Source organism: Rhodococcus sp. MALMAid1271 (assembly GCF_049195265.1).
In the GTDB taxonomy this organism is placed as follows: Bacteria; Actinomycetota; Actinomycetes; order Mycobacteriales; family Mycobacteriaceae; genus Rhodococcoides.
Genome location: NZ_JBMIRQ010000090.1, coordinates 130,758 through 147,024, shown reverse-complemented (window position 1 = coordinate 147,024; position 16,267 = coordinate 130,758). Strand labels below are relative to the sequence as shown.

The following is a 16,267-nucleotide window of genomic DNA, read 5'->3' as shown; positions in this document are numbered from 1 at the left end:
CGCGGAAATTCGTAGCAGGGGTCGAACTTCCGCTCACATGCCGACGAAGGAGGCTCTCTTTTTGGACAGGAACGCGTCGACGGCAGCCTTGTGGTCCTGCGTCTGGCCCAGTTCGGTTTGTGCCTGTGCCTCGCGGTCCAAGGCGTCGGACAGTCCGGATCGAGCGATCAGCGACTTGACCTGCTTGTAGGCCTGTGTCGGTCCGGCTGCGAGTGACGCGGCCAGTGTGCGCGCGGTCGCGAGTACCTCATCGTCCTCTACGACGCGATGCACCAGACCCCAGTCGAGGGCCTGCGCCGCGGTGACCCGGTCGCCGAGCAGCATCAGACCCGCGGCCCGGCTCGATCCCAGTGCCTCTACCAACGTGTAGCTCAATCCCGAGTCGCTGGCCAGGGCGATGCCGGTGAACGCCGTCGCGAAGGAGGACTTGGTGCCCGCGACTCGGATGTCTCCGGCGAGTGCGATCCCCAGACCTGCGCCGACGCATGCACCGGGGATGGCCACGACGATCGGCACCTCGAGGGCAGCGAGCCCTCGGATGACCGGGTTGTAATGCTCGCCGACGGTATCCATCGCTGTGGCCGGGTCGGCCTCCAGTGCAGTGACGTGCTCGCCGAGATCCTGCCCGACGCAGAAGTTCTTGCCCTCTGCGGTGATGAGCACCGCGCGCATACCCGGTGCAGCGGCGCTCTGGACCGCCTCCGCCAATGCGAGCTTCGTCGCGACGTCGAGGGCGTTGTGAGCCTCGGGGCGCGCGAGGGTGATGGTCGCGAGGCCGCCGGTGATGTCGAACCGTACCGTCATGCGTTCGTCCAATCGTGAAAGCCGCGGCCGGACTTGCGTCCGATATCGCCGCGAGCAACCATCTCTCGCAGCAGTTGCGGGGGAGTGAACCTGTCGCCGAGGGTCGACGCCAGGTGTTCGGCGATCGCGAGCCGGACGTCCAAGCCCACGAGGTCGGTGGACCGGAGCGGCCCCATCGGATGTTTGTAGCCGAGCTCCATGGCCCGGTCGATGGATTCGGCGTCGGCGACGCCCTCCTCCAACATTCGAATGGCTTCGAGACCGAGGCAGACGCCGAGGCGTGAGGTAGCAAAACCGGGGGAGTCGTTGACGAGCACCTCGGTCTTGCCGAGCAGCGACACCCACGTCCGTACTCGCTCGACCACGTCGGCGGAGGTGGCCGGGGCGCGCACGATCTCGACGAGCGTCGACGCCGGTACCGGGTTGAAGAAGTGCATGCCGATGAAGCGGCTCGGATCGCTCAGTGCTGCACCGAGTTCGGCGATGGAGATCGAGCTCGTGTTCGACGCGATGACGGTATCGGGCCCGGCGATCGTGTCGACGAGAGCGAGCACCTCGACCTTGAGCGACGGGATCTCGGGCACCGCCTCGACGATCAGATCCAGTTCGGCAGGCAGCTCCGCGGGCCCGGCGACGGTGGAGACCCGCGCGAGAATCGCAGCGGGGTCCTCGCTGAGTTTGCCGCGCTCGTGCGCCCGGTCGAGTCCGGTCGAGACCCGGCCGAGAGCGGCCTGCCGGTCACCCGATTCGGCGATGACGACGGTGGAACCGAGGGCCGCGAAGACCTGCGCGATACCCGCGCCCATGCGACCACCACCGACGACGGCCACCTGATCGGGTCGCTCCGCGGGCTCCACTCCTGCGTTCGAGGGAACTGTCATTTTCTCTTCTCCAGAAATGCCGTCATCCGGCGTTGTTTGTCTTCGGTCTCGAACAGCACGGCCTGGGCGATGTCGTCGGCCCAGGGGTGTGAACCGGGCGCATCGACAATCTTCTTCGTCAGGGTCAACGCCAAGGGGGCCTGTCTCGCAATACGATCCGCGAGGGCATGCGCGGCGGCGAGCGGCTCGTCGACGATCTCGAGCACCAGACCCGCGCGCAGAGCTGCGTTGGCGTCGAGCGTTCGGCCACCGAGCAGTACTTGCTTGGCCACCGATGCTCCCACCAGCGTCGGCAGCCGGTAGCTGGCTCCCGCGGCCGCCATGATGCCCAGTCCCGGTTCGGGATTGCCGAACACCGCCGAGGGTGACGCGATGCGAATATCGCACGCATAGGACAGTTCGGCTCCGCCGCCGAGGGCGTAGCCGCTGACGGCTGCGATGGTGGGCAGGGGCAGTGCGGCGAAGCGATCGAACAGATTTCTGTTGATGCCGCGCAATGCGTCCTCGCGGGTACGGGCCCGCAACTGGTTGATGTCGGCACCGCCGGCGAAGTGCTCACCCGCCCCGGTCAGGACCACGATCCTGGGATCCTGCTCGACGAGCGCGCACACCTGGTGTAGCTCACCGATCATCTCGGCGTCGATGGCATTGCGCTGCTTCTCCCGTGCCAACGTCACGGTGACGCGATCCGTCGATTCCTCGACGACAAGCGTGTTCACGGTGCCTCGATCAGCATCGACACGCCCTGGCCGACGCCGACACACAGCGTCGCGAGGCCGCGGGACGCGTTCTCACGTTCCATCCGGCCCAGCAGCGTCAGCAGAATTCGAGCACCGGACGAACCGAGAGGGTGGCCGAGGGCGATGGCACCGCCGTCGGCATTGACGATGTCCTCGTCGAGTTTCAGCTGGCGGATGACGCCGAGGGACTGTGCGGCGAAGGCCTCGTTGAGTTCGACGGCACCGAGGTCCTCGACCGACCACCCGGCGCGCGTGAGCGCCTTCTGTGTGGAGGGCACCGGCCCGAGCCCCATGATGTGCGGCGCGATGCCGGCGCTCGCGCTGGTGACGATGCGGCCGCGAACCTCGAGGCCGTACTTGCGCACGGCTTCCTCCGAGGCCACCACCAGCGCTGATGCGCCGTCGGTGAACGGTGACGACGTTCCGGCGGTGACGATGCCGTCCTTGCGGAAGACGGTCTTCAAGGTGCCGAGCTTGTCGAGTGTGGTTCCGCGTCGCGGAGTCTCGTCCTCGGTGACCTCACCGTTCTTGGTGCTGACGGGCACGATCTCGTCGGCGAAGCGTCCCGCATCCTGAGCGGCGATGGCACGCTGCTGGCTGCGGAAGGCGAAGGCGTCGGATTCCGCTCGGGTGATTCCCTCACTGAACGCGACCTCTTCGGCGGTTTCGCCCATCGACAGCGTGATCTTGGGATCGGTCCCTGCGTCGTGCGAGGCGAAGCTCGGATTGGTGAATCGCCAGCCGAGCGCCGTATCGAAGACCTCTCCCGGCTTTGCCCAGGCAGTTCCCGGCTTGGCCATGACCCAGGGCGCTCGGGTCATCGATTCGACGCCGCCGGCGACGATGACCTCGGCCTCGCCGCTGCGAATGGTGCTGGCAGCGTTCGCCACTGCTGTCAGTCCGCTCGCGCACAGGCGGTTGACGGTGTAGCCGGGCACCGTGTTCGGCAGTCCCGCGAGCAGGACGGCCATCCTGGCCACGTCCCGATTGTCCTCGCCTGCCTGGTTCGCGGCACCCAGAATCACCTCGTCGATGCGATCGGCGGGAACACCTGCTCGCCGGACGGCTTCGGCGACGACGAGCCCGGCGAGATCGTCGGGGCGTACTGACGCCAGGGCTCCGCCGTAGCGTCCGTGCGGGGTGCGTGCTCCGGCCACGAGAAATACTTCGCCCACTGGTGACTCCTTCGTATCGTTGTGTTATTAGTAACCGAACATTCGGTCGTTTGGCAAGACCTGCCGCGCTCGGTGCTGTGGATTCGGCCGTCGACTGCGAAGATGTGGCAATGACAACCGCACGCGCGCCGCGCAAGACCGGACAACCAGGGCGACCGGGATACGACCTGGATTCTCTCTTGGCAGTGGCGGTCAAGGTCTTCAACGACCGTGGATACGACGGCACCAGCATGGAGGTTCTGGCCAAGCGGCTCGGCATCACCAAGTCCTCGATCTACCACCACGTCTCCGGCAAGTCGGAGCTGCTCGAACTCGCGCTCTCGCGTGCGCTCAATGCGCTGTTCGCCGTGACGACCGAGGATCGGGCCACGACCGGGCGATACATCGACCGACTCGAATACCTGGTGCGACGAAGCGTGGACATCCTGTGCGCCGAGCTGCCCTACGTGACGCTGCTGCTTCGCGTGCGGGGCAACACCGACGTCGAGCGTCGGGCACTCGCTCGCAGGCGCGAATTCGATTCCTTCGTCACCGGCCTGGTGGTGGCTGCAGCCGAGGAAGGCGATCTCCGCCCAGGAGTCGACCCGGCACTGGCCTCCAAGCTGGTCTTCGGCACGGTCAACTCGCTGATCGAGTGGTATCGCCCGCGTACCGGCGGATCCGTCGAGGAATTGGCCGACGCCGTGGTTGCGCTGACCTTCGACGGTCTGCGCCGAACCTAGAAGAGTGAGTCTTGACATCTCGGCCTCCGGCGACGATGGTAATTACCGACCGAACGTACGGTGATATGGAGGCGTTGTGAGCAGACTTCTGGAGAGCTATGCCCAGGGCACGTGGTATTCCGCGACCGACGACGGAGTGCCACTGCTGAGCGCCGTCGACGGCAGCGAGATCGCCCGGGTGTCATCCAGTGGGCTCGACGTGGCGGGCATGATCGACTACGCCAGAACCGTCGGCGGTCCGGCGCTTGCCGCACTGACGTTCCACGAACGCGCAGCGCTGCTCAAACAGGTGGGCCTGACGCTGATGGCAGGCAAAGAGGAGTTCTACCAACTGTCCCGGCACACCGGAGCCACCGCGCGCGATTCCGGCGTCGACATCGACGGCGGCTTCGGCACCGTGTTGAGCTATGCGAGCAAGGCCCGGCGCGAACTCCCCAACGACACGGTCTATCTCGACGGCGCAATCGAACCTCTCGGCAAGAAGGGGACGTTCCTCGGTCAGCACATCTACACCTCACGCCGCGGCGTCGCCGTACAGATCAACGCCTTCAACTTCCCCGTGTGGGGCTTCCTCGAGAAGCTGGCCCCCGCGTTCATCGCCGGAGTTCCGTCGATCATCAAGCCTGCCAGCCAAACTGCGTATCTGACCGAGTTGGTGTTCCGCCGGATCATCGAGTCGGGACTGTTGCCCGAAGGCTCGCTGCAACTGATCTGCGGGAGCGCCCGCGATGTGCTCGATCATCTCGGGGGCCAGGACTCGGTGGCGTTCACCGGATCGGCCGATACAGCGGCAATGCTGCGCTCGCACCCCGCGGTGGTGGGCGACGGCGTGCATTTCACTGCGGAGGCGGATTCCCTCAACGCATCGATCCTGGGTTCCGATGTGGCACCGAGCGACCCGGAGTTCGAGCTGTTCGTCAAAGGCGTCTTCACCGAGATGACGTCCAAGGCCGGTCAGAAGTGCACGGCGATCCGACGCGTCCTGGTGCCGCAGAACTCCGTGGAGCAGGTCATCGAGGCGCTGACGGCGAAGCTGGAGAAGGTCGTCGTCGGTGATCCGAACGACGAAGGCGTCACGATGGGCGCGTTGGCGAGCATCGAGCAACGCGACGAGGTGCTCAAATCCATTCGTGGACTGACCAAGTCCGCTTCGGTGATCTTCGGCGACCCCGAGTCGGTCGACCAGAGAGCCGGGGCGTTCATGGCACCGGTTCTACTGAAGGCAGGCGACAAGGCTGCGAACGAACCACACGACATCGAGGCCTTCGGCCCCGTCTCCACCGTCATCGGCTACGGCGACACCGCAGAACTGTTCGATCTCGTTGCCCGCGGCAAGGGTTCACTGGTTGCGTCCTTGGTGACCAAGGACTCGGCGCTCGCCCGCGAGATAGTCCTGGGCTGCGCGCCGTACCACGGTCGAATCCTGGTGCTCAACGCCGAGAACGCCAAGGAATCCACCGGTCACGGATCGCCCCTTCCCGTGCTGGTGCACGGAGGGCCGGGACGGGCAGGCGGCGGCGAGGAACTCGGTGGCATCCGCGGCGTTCTGCATCACATGCAACGCACCGCCGTTCAGGGAACACCGGACGTTCTGACGGCCGTGGGCAACAAGTGGGTGGCGGGCTCCGCGCGCATCACCGGAGATGTACATCCATTCCGCAAGAACCTCGGCGAGCTCAAGATCGGCGACACCATCGTCGGCGGGCCGCGGCAGGTCACTCGTGCCGATATCGATCACTTCGCGGAGTTCACCGGCGACACCTTCTATGCGCACACCGATCCGGAAGCAGCGGCCGCAAACCCACTGTTCGGCGGCATCGTCGCACACGGCTACCTGGTGGTCTCCCTGGCCGCAGGGCTGTTCGTCGACCCGGCACCGGGCCCTGTTCTGGCGAACTTCGGAGTCGACAGCCTGCGCTTCCTGACGCCGGTCAAGGCCGAGGATTCGCTGACCGTCACGTTGACCGCGAAGCTGATCACGCCGAGACAGAGCGCCGACTACGGTGAAGTGCGTTGGGACGCAGTGGTTGTGAACCAGAACGACGAACCGGTCGCCACGTACGACGTATTGACTCTCGTGGCCAAGCCCGAGGCTGCGTCATGAGTATCCGAGTAGCCGTCTGTTACGGGTTGCCACAGGACACGGCCGCATTCGATCAGCACTACGCCGAGGTGCACGTACCACTCGCGCGTGCCGTGCCCGGTCTGATCGATTTCACCTGGGGCACTCTCGACTCACTCGACGACTCATCACCGCCGTACTACGCGATCGCCAGCCTGTACTTCGAGGACGAGGCTTCACTGCAGATCGGATTGGCTTCGCCCGAGATGAAGGCCGCAGGCAAGGACCTGCGTAACTTCGCCTCCGGCGGCGTCACGATGTTCACCCAGCACGAGCGATCGGTGTTGCAGCCATGACCGATTCGGCGATCGCACGAGCGCTGTTCGAGGTCGATGCCGCGTCGCGCAAGCTCGGTATCGAACTGATCGAGCTGTCACCGGGGCACGCGAGAATGTCGATGGTCGTCACCGAGGACATGGTCAACGGTTACGCCATCACCCACGGTGGTTACGTTTTCCTGTTGGCAGACACGACTTTTGCGATGGCATGCAACTCGCACGAGGACTCGGCCGTGGCGGCACGCTGCGATATCCGCTACCTCCGGCCGACGAAGACCGGCGACGTGCTGATCGCGGATGCCGTCGAGCGCGCCCGGTTCGGACGCAACGGCATCTACGACGTCTCGATCACGTGCCGGGGCGAGCAGATCGCCGAGTTTCGGGGCGATAGTCGCACGATTGCGCGTTAGCGGGCCAGCGCGCGGAAGTACGGTGAACCGGTGACGACCTCGGACCTCTCGGCTCTGGCGGATGCGACCGCCACGGCTGCGGGCGGCGCGGTGGCGGTGATGGACCCTCGGGGCTACGTGGTGGCGTACTCGTCCGTTCCTGGACAGCCGATCGACGATGTGCGACGCGACGGCATCCTGGGCAAACAGGTCCCGGCCGAATACATGGTGCACCACATCGATCCGGACTTCCGACGAAGCTCGACGGTGCATGCGGTCGACATTCCCGGGGTGCTGCCGCGTCTGGCGATCGCCGTTTCCTCGGACGGTGACTACCTCGGCTCGATCTGGAGCATCGCGTCCGGTGTCGGCCCCGGCCCACCCGATCCGCGGTCGGTGGCGGCATTGACTCGTGCGGCAGCCGCCGCAGTTCCGTTGCTGGCCCGGCATCATCGGGACGGTGCCGACAATCCACGGGTGCGCGCTCTGTTGACCGATCCCGAGGTCGTCACTGCGCCCGGCGCTCGCTACCTGGTGCTGGCAGCGAGGGTGGATTCGCCACAGCCGCAGGCACTTCTGGTGCAACTCGCCGGTCTGTTGGAACTCACGTTCGGCACTGCCACGGACTCCGGGTGCCTGGTCGAGGACGGCAGAGTGCTCCTGGTGCTGGAATCGGAGGACACCCTTGCCTTCGCCGCGGAGGCGGAGGAGGTTCGACGACGGGCGTCGGCGGCCTTCGGTGTGTCCGTGACCTGTGCGATCGGCGGGCCGCAGGACAGACCGTCGGCGGCGCGCAGTCACGCAGACTGGACTCTCGACGTGATCGAGGATGGCTCGCAGACAACGACTTTCGAATGCAGCCGGGTGCCGATCACCTTGCGGCGGGCCCGCGATGCGCTCTCGGACGTGGCACTGGCGTTGCCTGCGGTGGAGCGGTTGCTTGCCTGCGATGCGTCGGAGGGTACCGAATACGCCGCAACGGTGTTGGCGCTGTTGACGCACGAATCCAATGTCGCCGCTGCCGCTGCGTCACTGTATCTGCACCCCAATACTTTCCGCTACCGGCTGCGGCGTACCAAGGAGCTGTTCGGGCTCGATCTCGACGATGCGGACACCCGGTTGCTGGTGTGGTTGTCGCTGCGGCTCAGGACCGCGCGGTGAGCATCTTTCCTGGATTGAGCAGGTAGTGCGGATCCAGTAGCTCCTTGATCCCGCGTTGTAGTTCCGCGGCAACGGAATCGAGTTCGCTCTCGAGGAGATCGCGTTTGAGTAGGCCGACGCCGTGCTCACCGGTGATGGTCCCGCCGAGTGCGAGGGCGAAGGCTGCGATCTCGTCGAACGCCTGGCCGGCGTCCGCCGACGAGGCCGGATCCGCTGGGTCGACGATCACGGTGGGATGAATGTTGCCGTCTCCCGCGTGACCGACGACACCGATGACGAGACCGAGGCGTTCGGCAATCCGCCCCACCTCGTCGATCATCGAGGCGAGATGCGAGATGGGAACGGACACATCGTCGACCAGCGGCGAGCCGAGGCGTTCGAGTGCCGGGTACGCCAATCGACGGGCTTGGACGAGCTGCTCGGACTCTATCTCGTCCTCGGCGACTGCTACGTCCACGGCACCGGATTCGGTGCAGTGCGCGGCGATTTCTTCGAGCTCGCGCACGGCGGCCGGGCCGGCATCGGATTGGGCTATCAGGACGGCTGCGGCGTCGGTGCCGAAGTCCATGCGCGCGTACGCGTCGATCGCGGCAACTGTGGTGCGATCCAACAGCTCGAACAAGCTCGGGGTGATGCCCGCGGCCCGGATCCGGGCCACTGCCTCTCCTGCTGCGGCCGTCGAGGGGAAGGTCGCTGCCATCGTCAAGGGGGTCGCGGCCGGAAAGTCGAGTCCCACTGTGGCTTCGGTGATGATGCCGAGCGTGCCCTCGGATCCGACGAACAGCTCGGCCAGCGAGAGGCCGGCTACGCCTTTGACGGTTCGTCGACCGAGGAAGGTGGCGCGGCCGTCGGCGAGTACGACGCGTAGTCCGCGCACGAATCGTGCTGTGACTCCGTATTTCACACAGCACAGGCCACCGGCGTTGGTTGCGATGTTGCCGCCGATGGTCGAGGTCTCCCAGCTGGACGGATCGGGAAGGTACGTCAGACCATGCTGGCGGGCGGCGTCTTTGAGTTCCTTGTTGGTGACCCCGGGTTGTACGACGGCGATGCGATCGACCGGATCGAGCTCGATGATCTTGTTCATGCGCCGGGTATTGAGGACCAGGGCTCCGGCACTGGCATTCGCGGCTCCGGCCAGACCGGTCAATGCACCCTGTGGCACAACGGGAATGCGATGTGCCGAGGCGATTTTCATCATTGCTCGTACGTCCGACTCCGTGGTCGGCAGGACTGCCGCCAGCGGGAGAGTCGACTCGCACAGGGCCGCGGCGTCGCGGCGGTAGCCGGCCAGGACGTCCGGGTCGGTCACCACGGCACCGTTGCCCAGTGCACGCGTCAGCTCGTCCATGATCGGTGAGTCGAGTACGAGCGTCGACCTCGGTGCAGTCATGAGTTCGAGTATGGCGGGGCACCATTGGATGTGTCTGCGTCGTTTACGACGAACTCGAGAGCATCGATCGGTAGTTTCCGACGAAAGTGTGTTCGCCGCGTTGCTCGGACCGTCTACGCCTTGACAAAGACGGTGGCGGCGGTCACAGTGATTACCGACCGAATGGACGGTGCGTTTCCTCCGGCTTTTCGGACGTCGAAACTCCCGAGTATTCACACGTCGGACCCCTGTCCCGCACCACTGTCAACATGTCCCTCGGCGCACTGAGCGCCGAAGCCCGAACGAAACGAGACAAGTCGATGTCAACACAGGTCGAGACGCCCATCGGCGTATCGCGCGAGCATCGCCGTGCCGCGATGGCCAGCATGGTGGGAACCACGGTCGAGTGGTACGACTTCTTCATCTACGCGCAGGCAGCGTCGCTGATCTTCGCCCAATTGTTCTTCGCGCCCATGGGGTCGTCCGGGCAGTTGGTCGCCTATGTCACCATCGGTATCAGCTTCGTCTTCCGTCCCCTCGGTGCCATCGTCGCGGGCTACTTCGGTGACAAGATCGGGCGCAAGAAGGTGCTCATCGCAACCTTGACGATCATGGGCGCTGCCACCGTGGGCATGGGACTGCTACCCACCTATGCGACCATCGGGATCTGGGCCCCGATCATCCTGATCCTGCTGAGAATCCTGCAGGGCTTCTCGACCGGCGGCGAGTGGGGTGGCGCGGCATTGATGGCCGTCGAGCACGCTCCCAAGGGAAAGCGCGGAATCTATGGTGCGGCAACCCAAATGGGTGTTCCGCTCGGCATGCTCATCGCGGTCGGAACGCTGGCGCTGTGCACCGGGTTGCTCAGCGAGGAACAGTTCGAGGCCTGGGGCTGGCGCATCCCGTTCCTGATCAGCTTCGTGCTGATCCTCGTCGGCTTCTACATCAGACGCCGCGTCGAAGAGACACCGGTGTTCAAGGAGCTCGCAGAACGCAAGGAGCGCAACCACACTCCCGTCCGGTCCCTGTGGCGCACCAACAAGAAGCAGGTCATGCTCGCCGCGCTGTCGTTCATCGGCACCAACGGCAACGGCTACATCATCGTCGGCGGCTTCATCGTGGCGTATTCGACGCGCGAACACGGGCTGGCCCGAGTCGACGTCTTGGTCGCCAGTTTGTTCGCGGCCGTCGTCTGGGGCATCTTCACCCTGCTCGGCGCGCATCTGTCCGATCGCCACTCTCGGACCACCATCATGAACGCCGGAAACGCGGCAATGGTGTTGTGCGCCATCCCGTTCTTCCTGCTCGTCGACACCGGTGAGTTGCACTGGATCTACGTGGCCCTAGGGCTCTTCGCCGTCGGACTCGGGCTGTCGTACGGCCCCCAGCCGGCCCTGTACGCCGAAATGTTCCCCGCAGCAGTGCGCTTCAGCGGTGCGTCCATCGGCTATGCGATCGGCACCGTGCTCGGTGGGGCTTTCGTGCCGACCATCTCCGAGGCGCTGTTCAACGGAACAGGCACCTCGATGTCGATCTCGATCTACCTGATGATCCTGGCGGGTGTCTCCTTCGTGGCGACCTCGCGTATCGCCAACCGCAGAGACGAGGACCTCAGCGTCTGACATCGGTACCCCACAGCCCCCGAAGCCCCCGCGGTGTCGGGGGCTCTCGGCGTTTCGGGTCGAGTGAGGGCGGTTGATCAACGGTGCACCCACCACGCGCATGTGACAAGTAACAGGTCACGGCGTCAGGCGGTGCGCTTGTTCGGTGATCCTTCATAGCAGTGTGGGTAGTAAGTGAATCAAAGTATGTTTTGAATGATCTTCTGGTCCGTAGGGTTGTTTTCTGAACACAATTAGTTTGACGATTGTCCAGGAACCACCCACGCGCTCGAGACGGCCCCAGAAGGGCGTCGAGCATCACCCAGGAGCTCACCTATGCCGACCCCCCTCCGCCCCAGCACGCCCTCGACGCGGACGCTCGACAACACAGGCAGCACGGTCTACACCCGTAGCGCTCCGATCCTTCGGCCGAGCTCACCGAAGGAGCGGGTAGGCCTTGTTCGGTCCCAACGGCGAGCACTCGACTGGGGGCACCGGTCGACGCTCTGCGCAGATGGCGCACTGACGTTGATTGCTGCGACGCCGTCGGGTTCGCCCGAACTGTGGTCCCGCTACGTAGCGGGAGCATGGGAGTCCTACTCACGCCACGGCGTCACCGTTGCGCTCGACATGGACGAGGTTGCTTCGGGTGCCACGACAACCCTGTTCTACGTCGTTCTCGATGCGGCAGGCACGATGCTCGGCGGCGTTCGAGCTCAGGGTCCGTACGCGATGATCGAGCAATCGCACGTCCTGACCGAGTGGAAAGACTCACCCGGACTGCCGATGGTCACCGAGCTGCTGCAGTCTCGGCTCCACCACGGAATCGTGGAAATGAAAAGCGCCTGGGTCGATGCAGGAGCCGCTGGGCGCACGGTGTCGTCCGTCCTCGCCCGGACAGCACTGCCGACGATCGAATTGACCGGAAGCAGGTACCTGTTCGCCAGCGCGGCCGATCACGTGCTGCGACTGTGGGAGAGCTCCGGTGGGCAGATCGACCACGACATCCCCGCCGCTGCGTACCCGAGCGAGCAGTATCGGACCGTCATGATGTGGTGGGACCGGGCCACCCTGGCGCACACCGCCAGTGAAGAGGTGTGGCAGTCGATGGTCGTCGAGGCGCGCTCACTGTGCGGCGATCGCAGCGTCCCGTTCGTGGCGTAGCGGTAGGCGCGATTACTGCAGCTGACGGTTCTCCGCCGGTCCGCCCTGCGCGGTGCCCTGCCATCTGATCGTCAGAGTGCCCGCGTGGCAGGCGCGGTCTCGACCATCGGTCTTGGCTCGGTACAGCGCGGCATCGGCTGCGCGGACGACGGCGTCGAGCACCTCGTCGAGACCACCGGATTCGGTCGACGCGACGCCTGCGGTGGGTAGCGCGCTGTTGCCGGACACTGCAGCCTGCACGTCCACGGTCACCGTTCCGATGCTCACGGTGACCGTGCAATCGGACCGGACCCGGTCGAGGATCTGCCGGGAAAGCTCCTGATCCTCCCGGTGGGTGGCGAGGATCAAGAACTCTTCGCCACCGGTTCGAGCGACGACCGCGTCGGATACGCTCACCACCGCGTGGACAGCGCACGCGAGGGTGTCGGCCACCGCCGCGAGCGTTCGGTCGCCCGCGGTATGACCGGCAGTGTCGTTGACGGCCTTGAAGTAGTCGACATCGACCACCAATGCAGTCAACGGTTCTCTTCGCACGAAGGACTCGTGCAGCAGGGTCTGGGCGTGGGAGAGCAAACCGCGGCGGTTGACCAGACCGGTCAACGGGTCCGTGTCGGCCAGCTGTTGCAGTTTTTCGTTGACCGACGACAGGGTTCGACGCAAGCCGCCGATGAGTGCGACCGGCACCAGCACCGTCGTCGTGGCCGCACCGATGGCAACGGCGGTGACCGCCCACCCGGAGGAGCCGACACTGACCACCGACAGAATCGTGGCCATCGCGACCGAGATCGCCGACAGGCCGGCGGTCACCCGTGGCGGCGAGCTCGATGCTGCGATGGCCGGAACGATGGCCAGCATCGAGGTGACTGCGCGCGTGCCGGCCGGATCAGCGATCAAGTAGGCGCTGACGGCGACTCCGGCCATGCCGCCGAATCCCAGGACTGCGAATTGCCGTTCACTCAACCGCCCCACCTTGGCGGCGAAGACCACGGTGATTGCGGTGAACGTCAGCACCGCGGCGAGGATCGGAAGAGCGTTCGGCCGCAGAAACGTCGGAGACAGCACGGCAATGGCCAACAGTGGCGCAGCGCCCGTGGCACTGGCGATGACCGCGGCGGTGCGGGTATCGAGCCGTGTGGGTCGGTAGTTCGCACGCCGACGAGTCGACTGGTCGAGCACGTTCATCGGTTGATTCCTCGAATCAGGGTCGGGCGAACCCCCTCACACAGTAGCTGTCGGTGCCTGTCGGTCGGTGTGCGCCCGCTCATCCCTCTGCATGGCCTGCCACCGGGTCGAGTCCAGTGCTCACCAACCCGTCCAGATCGATTCGTCGTCGACCGGATGGCAGTGGTTCACCTCGGCCGAAGGTCCGCACGGCCGCCGTGACGGCCGCCCCGCCGAGCGCGACGTCTCCGCCGAGCTGCGGCCAGGTAGAAATCGTGCGACCGATTTCCGGCAACGATGCCGTCATTCGCGCGGTCAGTTTGCTCGGGTCGAGCAGCGTGGCGGCAATCGTGCTCTTCTGCTCGATGCTCATTCCGGCGACATCCGCCGTGTCCAGTTCTCCGAGCAGTCCGTGAAATACCGGCCGGTCGGGCTCGAGATCGAAGCGTTCGACATCGAGGACGCCTCCATCGCTGGTTTCCATCACCACCGGGATTCCCCGAGCGCGAGCATGGTGGCGGACCAGCAGTTTGGTATCGATGGAGTCGCATTCCTCCACGACGAGATCGAGCCCGTCCAGGAAGCTGTCGAGTGTGTCCGCTCGCACTCCGTCGGCGAAGACCTGCACATTCAGATAGGGGTCGAGTTCGGCGATCCGTCTGGCCGCCACGACTGCCTTGTTCACACCCAGGTCGAGTACCGAGGCCGGGACGCGGTTGAGGTTCGACAGATCGAGCTCGTCGAAGTCGGCCAGACGCAATTCGCCGCACAGTCCTTCCAGTGCGAGGGTGTGCGCGACTGCGTGACCGACGCTCAGCCCGACAATTCCGATGCGCAGCCCCCTGAGTCGAGCCTGCTCTTCGATGGTGATCTTGTTTCGGTTGCGGTCCAGTCGCAGCCGATCGAAACCCCGTGGGCCGAGGACGCGTACCAGGGTCCGGTGCCAGGGGTAGTACACCCAGCGCGGTGGTTCCTCGCCGGCGTCTGCGGCGGTGGGAAGTAGTTGCCGAAGCGAGAGCAGCTGGTCTGCAGTCGTGTCGAGCACATCAATGGTGGGGTCGTCGAACAATCCACGGACGATCGAGTCCTGATCATGCCGGGATGGGTCGAACACCGTGTGCTCTGCCATTGCTGTGCACTCCACATCTTTTGGATTGTCGGCGACGGACGCGCCGCGAGCTTCCTGCAGTCGGTGGTGACACCGGACAGCTTCACGTTACTGATCGCTGCCGAATTCTGCGGCCGCCCGGCAGCGACGGCCGCGCCGGGGAACGAACGAGGCCGATCAGGGGCTCGACCAACAGTGGGGCAGGGCGTGATCCGTGCCCTCCGGCGGCCGGGCTGTATCGGAACTATGCATGCGCAGGCGGGTCTGCTGTGGCACAGTCCGCGTATGACGGGAAGCCTCGGCGCGTGTGCAGCCTCGGAGAGGAGAACGTGGGGTGACAGTTGAGTGGCGACAGCGGCTTCGATGAGCGTTTCAGCTCGCTGACCTCAGTTTTTCAACCCATCGTCGACCTGAGGTCCGGGCTGGTCGTTGCACACGAGGCTCTCACCAGGTGGCCTGCTTTTCCGGATACCTCGCCCGAGCGGATCTTCGAGATCGCTCGTGACCTGGGTGTGGCCGAGGAGCTCGATCGCGCGTGCATAGCGGCGGCGACGACAGCGGCGACGCAGGTCTCTCCCTTCGACCAGCCGCCGCGGACGTTGTTCGTCAACGTCGAGGCCGAAGCAATGTCGTCCGAGCACTCGTCGACTTCGACCCGACGCCTCGGCGAACTGCTTCGCGCAGGTGGCCCCCGCATTCGGCCTGTCGCAGAATTTGCCGAACGCTCATTGCTCACCGACCCAGCACGATTGTTGCGATCGGCCGACCAACTGCGACGCAGCGGCATCATCATCGCTCTCGACGACGTCGGTGCCGACCCCGATTCGATGGTGGTGCTGCCCCTACTCTCGCCCGAGGTGATCAAACTCGACAGATCGTTGCTCGACGACGATCTATCCGGCGACAGACTCACAACCCTGCTCGCCGTGCTCGCGTACGCGAGCCGGTTCGACGTCGCGCTCATCGCCGAGGGTATCGAAACCGAAAGGCAGAAAGACAAAGCGATCGCATGGGGTGCCGCGTACGGACAGGGGTTTCACCTCGGTCGGCCCGCCCCGCTCGATGCCTCCCCGACGGCGTTCTTTCCCGTGCAACCGCGCCCGTCCGTACAGACATCGCTGGCCGATATTCTCGACGAACGCGCTACCGACGCGACGTCGATCTCGCTGCTCGCGGAACTGTCCGAGCACCTGCTCGACTTCGCGCTGACCACCACCGAAACCCTGACGATCGTCATCGCATTCCGAGACCCCCACTTGTGCCCAGCCGAGATGGCGCGAACGTTGCAGCAGCTCGCGGGCAAACATCCGTACGTCAAAGCACTGGACGCGCCTCGCGAACTGTTCACTGCCACCGACGGGGTGCGTCACGCTGAACTGGTTCAACCGTCCGAGCGAATCGGTGCCATCGCTGTCATCGGCCAGCGGTTCTACTGTGCGCTGGTGGCACGTCCGCTCGACACCGAGGACACCACGTCACCGTTGAGCCAGTGGATGTACTACTTCGCTGTCGATCCAGCCGAAGTCTGCGATGCCGCACACACATTGATCGTGCACAGTAGGAGCCCCAACCGTCCGCCTCCCTGATCG

General features: G+C 65.2%; 15 protein-coding genes. 8 read left to right on the top strand and 7 right to left on the bottom strand.

The window, feature by feature from the left end; translation table 11 throughout:
* Nucleotides 1-33 precede the first annotated feature (33 nt).
* From ACOQFP_RS13925 to ACOQFP_RS13910, 4 genes are read right to left on the bottom strand one after another with little or no spacing between them, the layout of a single operon-like run.
* Nucleotides 34-804 carry an enoyl-CoA hydratase-related protein gene (locus ACOQFP_RS13925; RefSeq protein WP_421584649.1) on the bottom strand — a complete coding sequence of 257 codons (771 nt, stop codon included), beginning with the start codon at nt 802-804 and terminating at the stop codon, nt 34-36.
* Nucleotides 801-1,685, bottom strand: a complete 885-nt coding sequence (locus ACOQFP_RS13920) for a 3-hydroxyacyl-CoA dehydrogenase family protein (RefSeq protein WP_341243488.1) — start codon at nt 1,683-1,685, stop codon at nt 801-803. Before ACOQFP_RS13920 ends, ACOQFP_RS13925 begins: the two co-directional genes overlap by 4 nt.
* The gene (locus ACOQFP_RS13915) at nt 1,682-2,404 is read right to left on the bottom strand and encodes an enoyl-CoA hydratase/isomerase family protein (RefSeq protein ID WP_206491102.1); all 723 of its coding nucleotides are present in this window, start codon (nt 2,402-2,404) and stop codon (nt 1,682-1,684) included. The genes ACOQFP_RS13920 and ACOQFP_RS13915 overlap by 4 nt, the downstream gene beginning before the upstream one ends.
* On the bottom strand, nt 2,401-3,600 hold the full coding sequence (locus ACOQFP_RS13910; protein WP_421584648.1) for a thiolase family protein: 1,200 nt from the start codon (nt 3,598-3,600) through the stop codon (nt 2,401-2,403). Before ACOQFP_RS13910 ends, ACOQFP_RS13915 begins: the two co-directional genes overlap by 4 nt.
* A 110-nt stretch (nt 3,601-3,710) precedes the next feature.
* Between ACOQFP_RS13910 and ACOQFP_RS13905 the strand changes: the two genes are divergently transcribed.
* From ACOQFP_RS13905 to ACOQFP_RS13885, 5 genes are all read left to right on the top strand, one after another.
* On the top strand, nt 3,711-4,322 hold the full coding sequence (locus tag ACOQFP_RS13905; protein WP_032380646.1) for a TetR/AcrR family transcriptional regulator: 612 nt from the start codon (nt 3,711-3,713) through the stop codon (nt 4,320-4,322).
* Nucleotides 4,323-4,398: 76 nt separating this feature from the next.
* Nucleotides 4,399-6,426, top strand: a complete 2,028-nt coding sequence (gene paaZ / locus ACOQFP_RS13900) for a phenylacetic acid degradation bifunctional protein PaaZ (RefSeq protein WP_421584647.1) — start codon at nt 4,399-4,401, stop codon at nt 6,424-6,426.
* Complete coding sequence (locus tag ACOQFP_RS13895) at nt 6,423-6,740, top strand: EthD family reductase (RefSeq protein WP_421584646.1); 318 nt, start codon at nt 6,423-6,425, stop codon at nt 6,738-6,740. The genes paaZ and ACOQFP_RS13895 overlap by 4 nt, the downstream gene beginning before the upstream one ends.
* Nucleotides 6,737-7,132: a hydroxyphenylacetyl-CoA thioesterase PaaI gene (paaI, locus tag ACOQFP_RS13890; protein WP_421584645.1), complete on the top strand. Its 396-nt coding sequence runs from the start codon at nt 6,737-6,739 to the stop codon at nt 7,130-7,132. The genes ACOQFP_RS13895 and paaI overlap by 4 nt, the downstream gene beginning before the upstream one ends.
* 30 nt (nt 7,133-7,162) lie before the next feature.
* On the top strand, nt 7,163-8,272 hold the full coding sequence (locus tag ACOQFP_RS13885; RefSeq protein WP_421584644.1) for a PucR family transcriptional regulator: 1,110 nt from the start codon (nt 7,163-7,165) through the stop codon (nt 8,270-8,272).
* Here ACOQFP_RS13885 and ACOQFP_RS13880 read toward each other — a convergent pair.
* Nucleotides 8,256-9,665, bottom strand: a complete 1,410-nt coding sequence (locus ACOQFP_RS13880; protein ID WP_421584643.1) for an FAD-binding oxidoreductase — start codon at nt 9,663-9,665, stop codon at nt 8,256-8,258. The genes ACOQFP_RS13885 and ACOQFP_RS13880 overlap by 17 nt on opposite strands.
* Before the next feature lie 299 nt (nt 9,666-9,964).
* Between ACOQFP_RS13880 and ACOQFP_RS13875 the strand changes: the two genes are divergently transcribed.
* Both ACOQFP_RS13875 and ACOQFP_RS13870 read left to right on the top strand, forming a co-directional pair.
* On the top strand, nt 9,965-11,266 hold the full coding sequence (locus ACOQFP_RS13875; RefSeq protein ID WP_206491091.1) for an MFS transporter: 1,302 nt from the start codon (nt 9,965-9,967) through the stop codon (nt 11,264-11,266).
* A 315-nt stretch (nt 11,267-11,581) separates the two neighbouring features.
* Nucleotides 11,582-12,409 carry a hypothetical protein gene (locus ACOQFP_RS13870; RefSeq protein ID WP_421584642.1) on the top strand — a complete coding sequence of 276 codons (828 nt, stop codon included), beginning with the start codon at nt 11,582-11,584 and terminating at the stop codon, nt 12,407-12,409.
* Between the two features lie 12 nt (nt 12,410-12,421).
* Here ACOQFP_RS13870 and ACOQFP_RS13865 read toward each other — a convergent pair whose 3' ends face one another.
* The gene (locus tag ACOQFP_RS13865) at nt 12,422-13,591 is read right to left on the bottom strand and encodes a GGDEF domain-containing protein (protein ID WP_206491090.1); all 1,170 of its coding nucleotides are present in this window, start codon (nt 13,589-13,591) and stop codon (nt 12,422-12,424) included.
* Between the two features lie 79 nt (nt 13,592-13,670).
* Nucleotides 13,671-14,699: an Rv1355c family protein gene (locus tag ACOQFP_RS13860; RefSeq protein ID WP_341243485.1), complete on the bottom strand. Its 1,029-nt coding sequence runs from the start codon at nt 14,697-14,699 to the stop codon at nt 13,671-13,673.
* A 320-nt stretch (nt 14,700-15,019) separates the two neighbouring features.
* On the opposite strand from ACOQFP_RS13860, the gene ACOQFP_RS13855 reads away from it, so the two are divergent.
* On the top strand, nt 15,020-16,264 hold the full coding sequence (locus ACOQFP_RS13855) for an EAL domain-containing protein (RefSeq protein ID WP_421584641.1): 1,245 nt from the start codon (nt 15,020-15,022) through the stop codon (nt 16,262-16,264).
* Nucleotides 16,265-16,267 lie beyond the last annotated feature (3 nt).

What these genes read in the sequence shown, in the direction of transcription:
- ACOQFP_RS13925 (WP_421584649.1), bottom strand. Translation starts at nt 804, where the DNA reads ATGACGGTACGGTTCGACATCACCGGCGGCCTCGCGACCATCACCCTC.
- ACOQFP_RS13920 (WP_341243488.1), bottom strand. Translation starts at nt 1,685, where the DNA reads ATGACAGTTCCCTCGAACGCAGGAGTGGAGCCCGCGGAGCGACCCGAT.
- ACOQFP_RS13905 (WP_032380646.1), top strand. Translation starts at nt 3,711, where the DNA reads ATGACAACCGCACGCGCGCCGCGCAAGACCGGACAACCAGGGCGACCG.
- ACOQFP_RS13895 (WP_421584646.1), top strand. Translation starts at nt 6,423, where the DNA reads ATGAGTATCCGAGTAGCCGTCTGTTACGGGTTGCCACAGGACACGGCC.
- paaI (WP_421584645.1), top strand. Translation starts at nt 6,737, where the DNA reads ATGACCGATTCGGCGATCGCACGAGCGCTGTTCGAGGTCGATGCCGCG.
- ACOQFP_RS13880 (WP_421584643.1), bottom strand. Translation starts at nt 9,665, where the DNA reads ATGACTGCACCGAGGTCGACGCTCGTACTCGACTCACCGATCATGGAC.
- ACOQFP_RS13875 (WP_206491091.1), top strand. Translation starts at nt 9,965, where the DNA reads ATGTCAACACAGGTCGAGACGCCCATCGGCGTATCGCGCGAGCATCGC.
- ACOQFP_RS13870 (WP_421584642.1), top strand. Translation starts at nt 11,582, where the DNA reads ATGCCGACCCCCCTCCGCCCCAGCACGCCCTCGACGCGGACGCTCGAC.
- ACOQFP_RS13865 (WP_206491090.1), bottom strand. Translation starts at nt 13,591, where the DNA reads ATGAACGTGCTCGACCAGTCGACTCGTCGGCGTGCGAACTACCGACCC.
- ACOQFP_RS13860 (WP_341243485.1), bottom strand. Translation starts at nt 14,699, where the DNA reads ATGGCAGAGCACACGGTGTTCGACCCATCCCGGCATGATCAGGACTCG.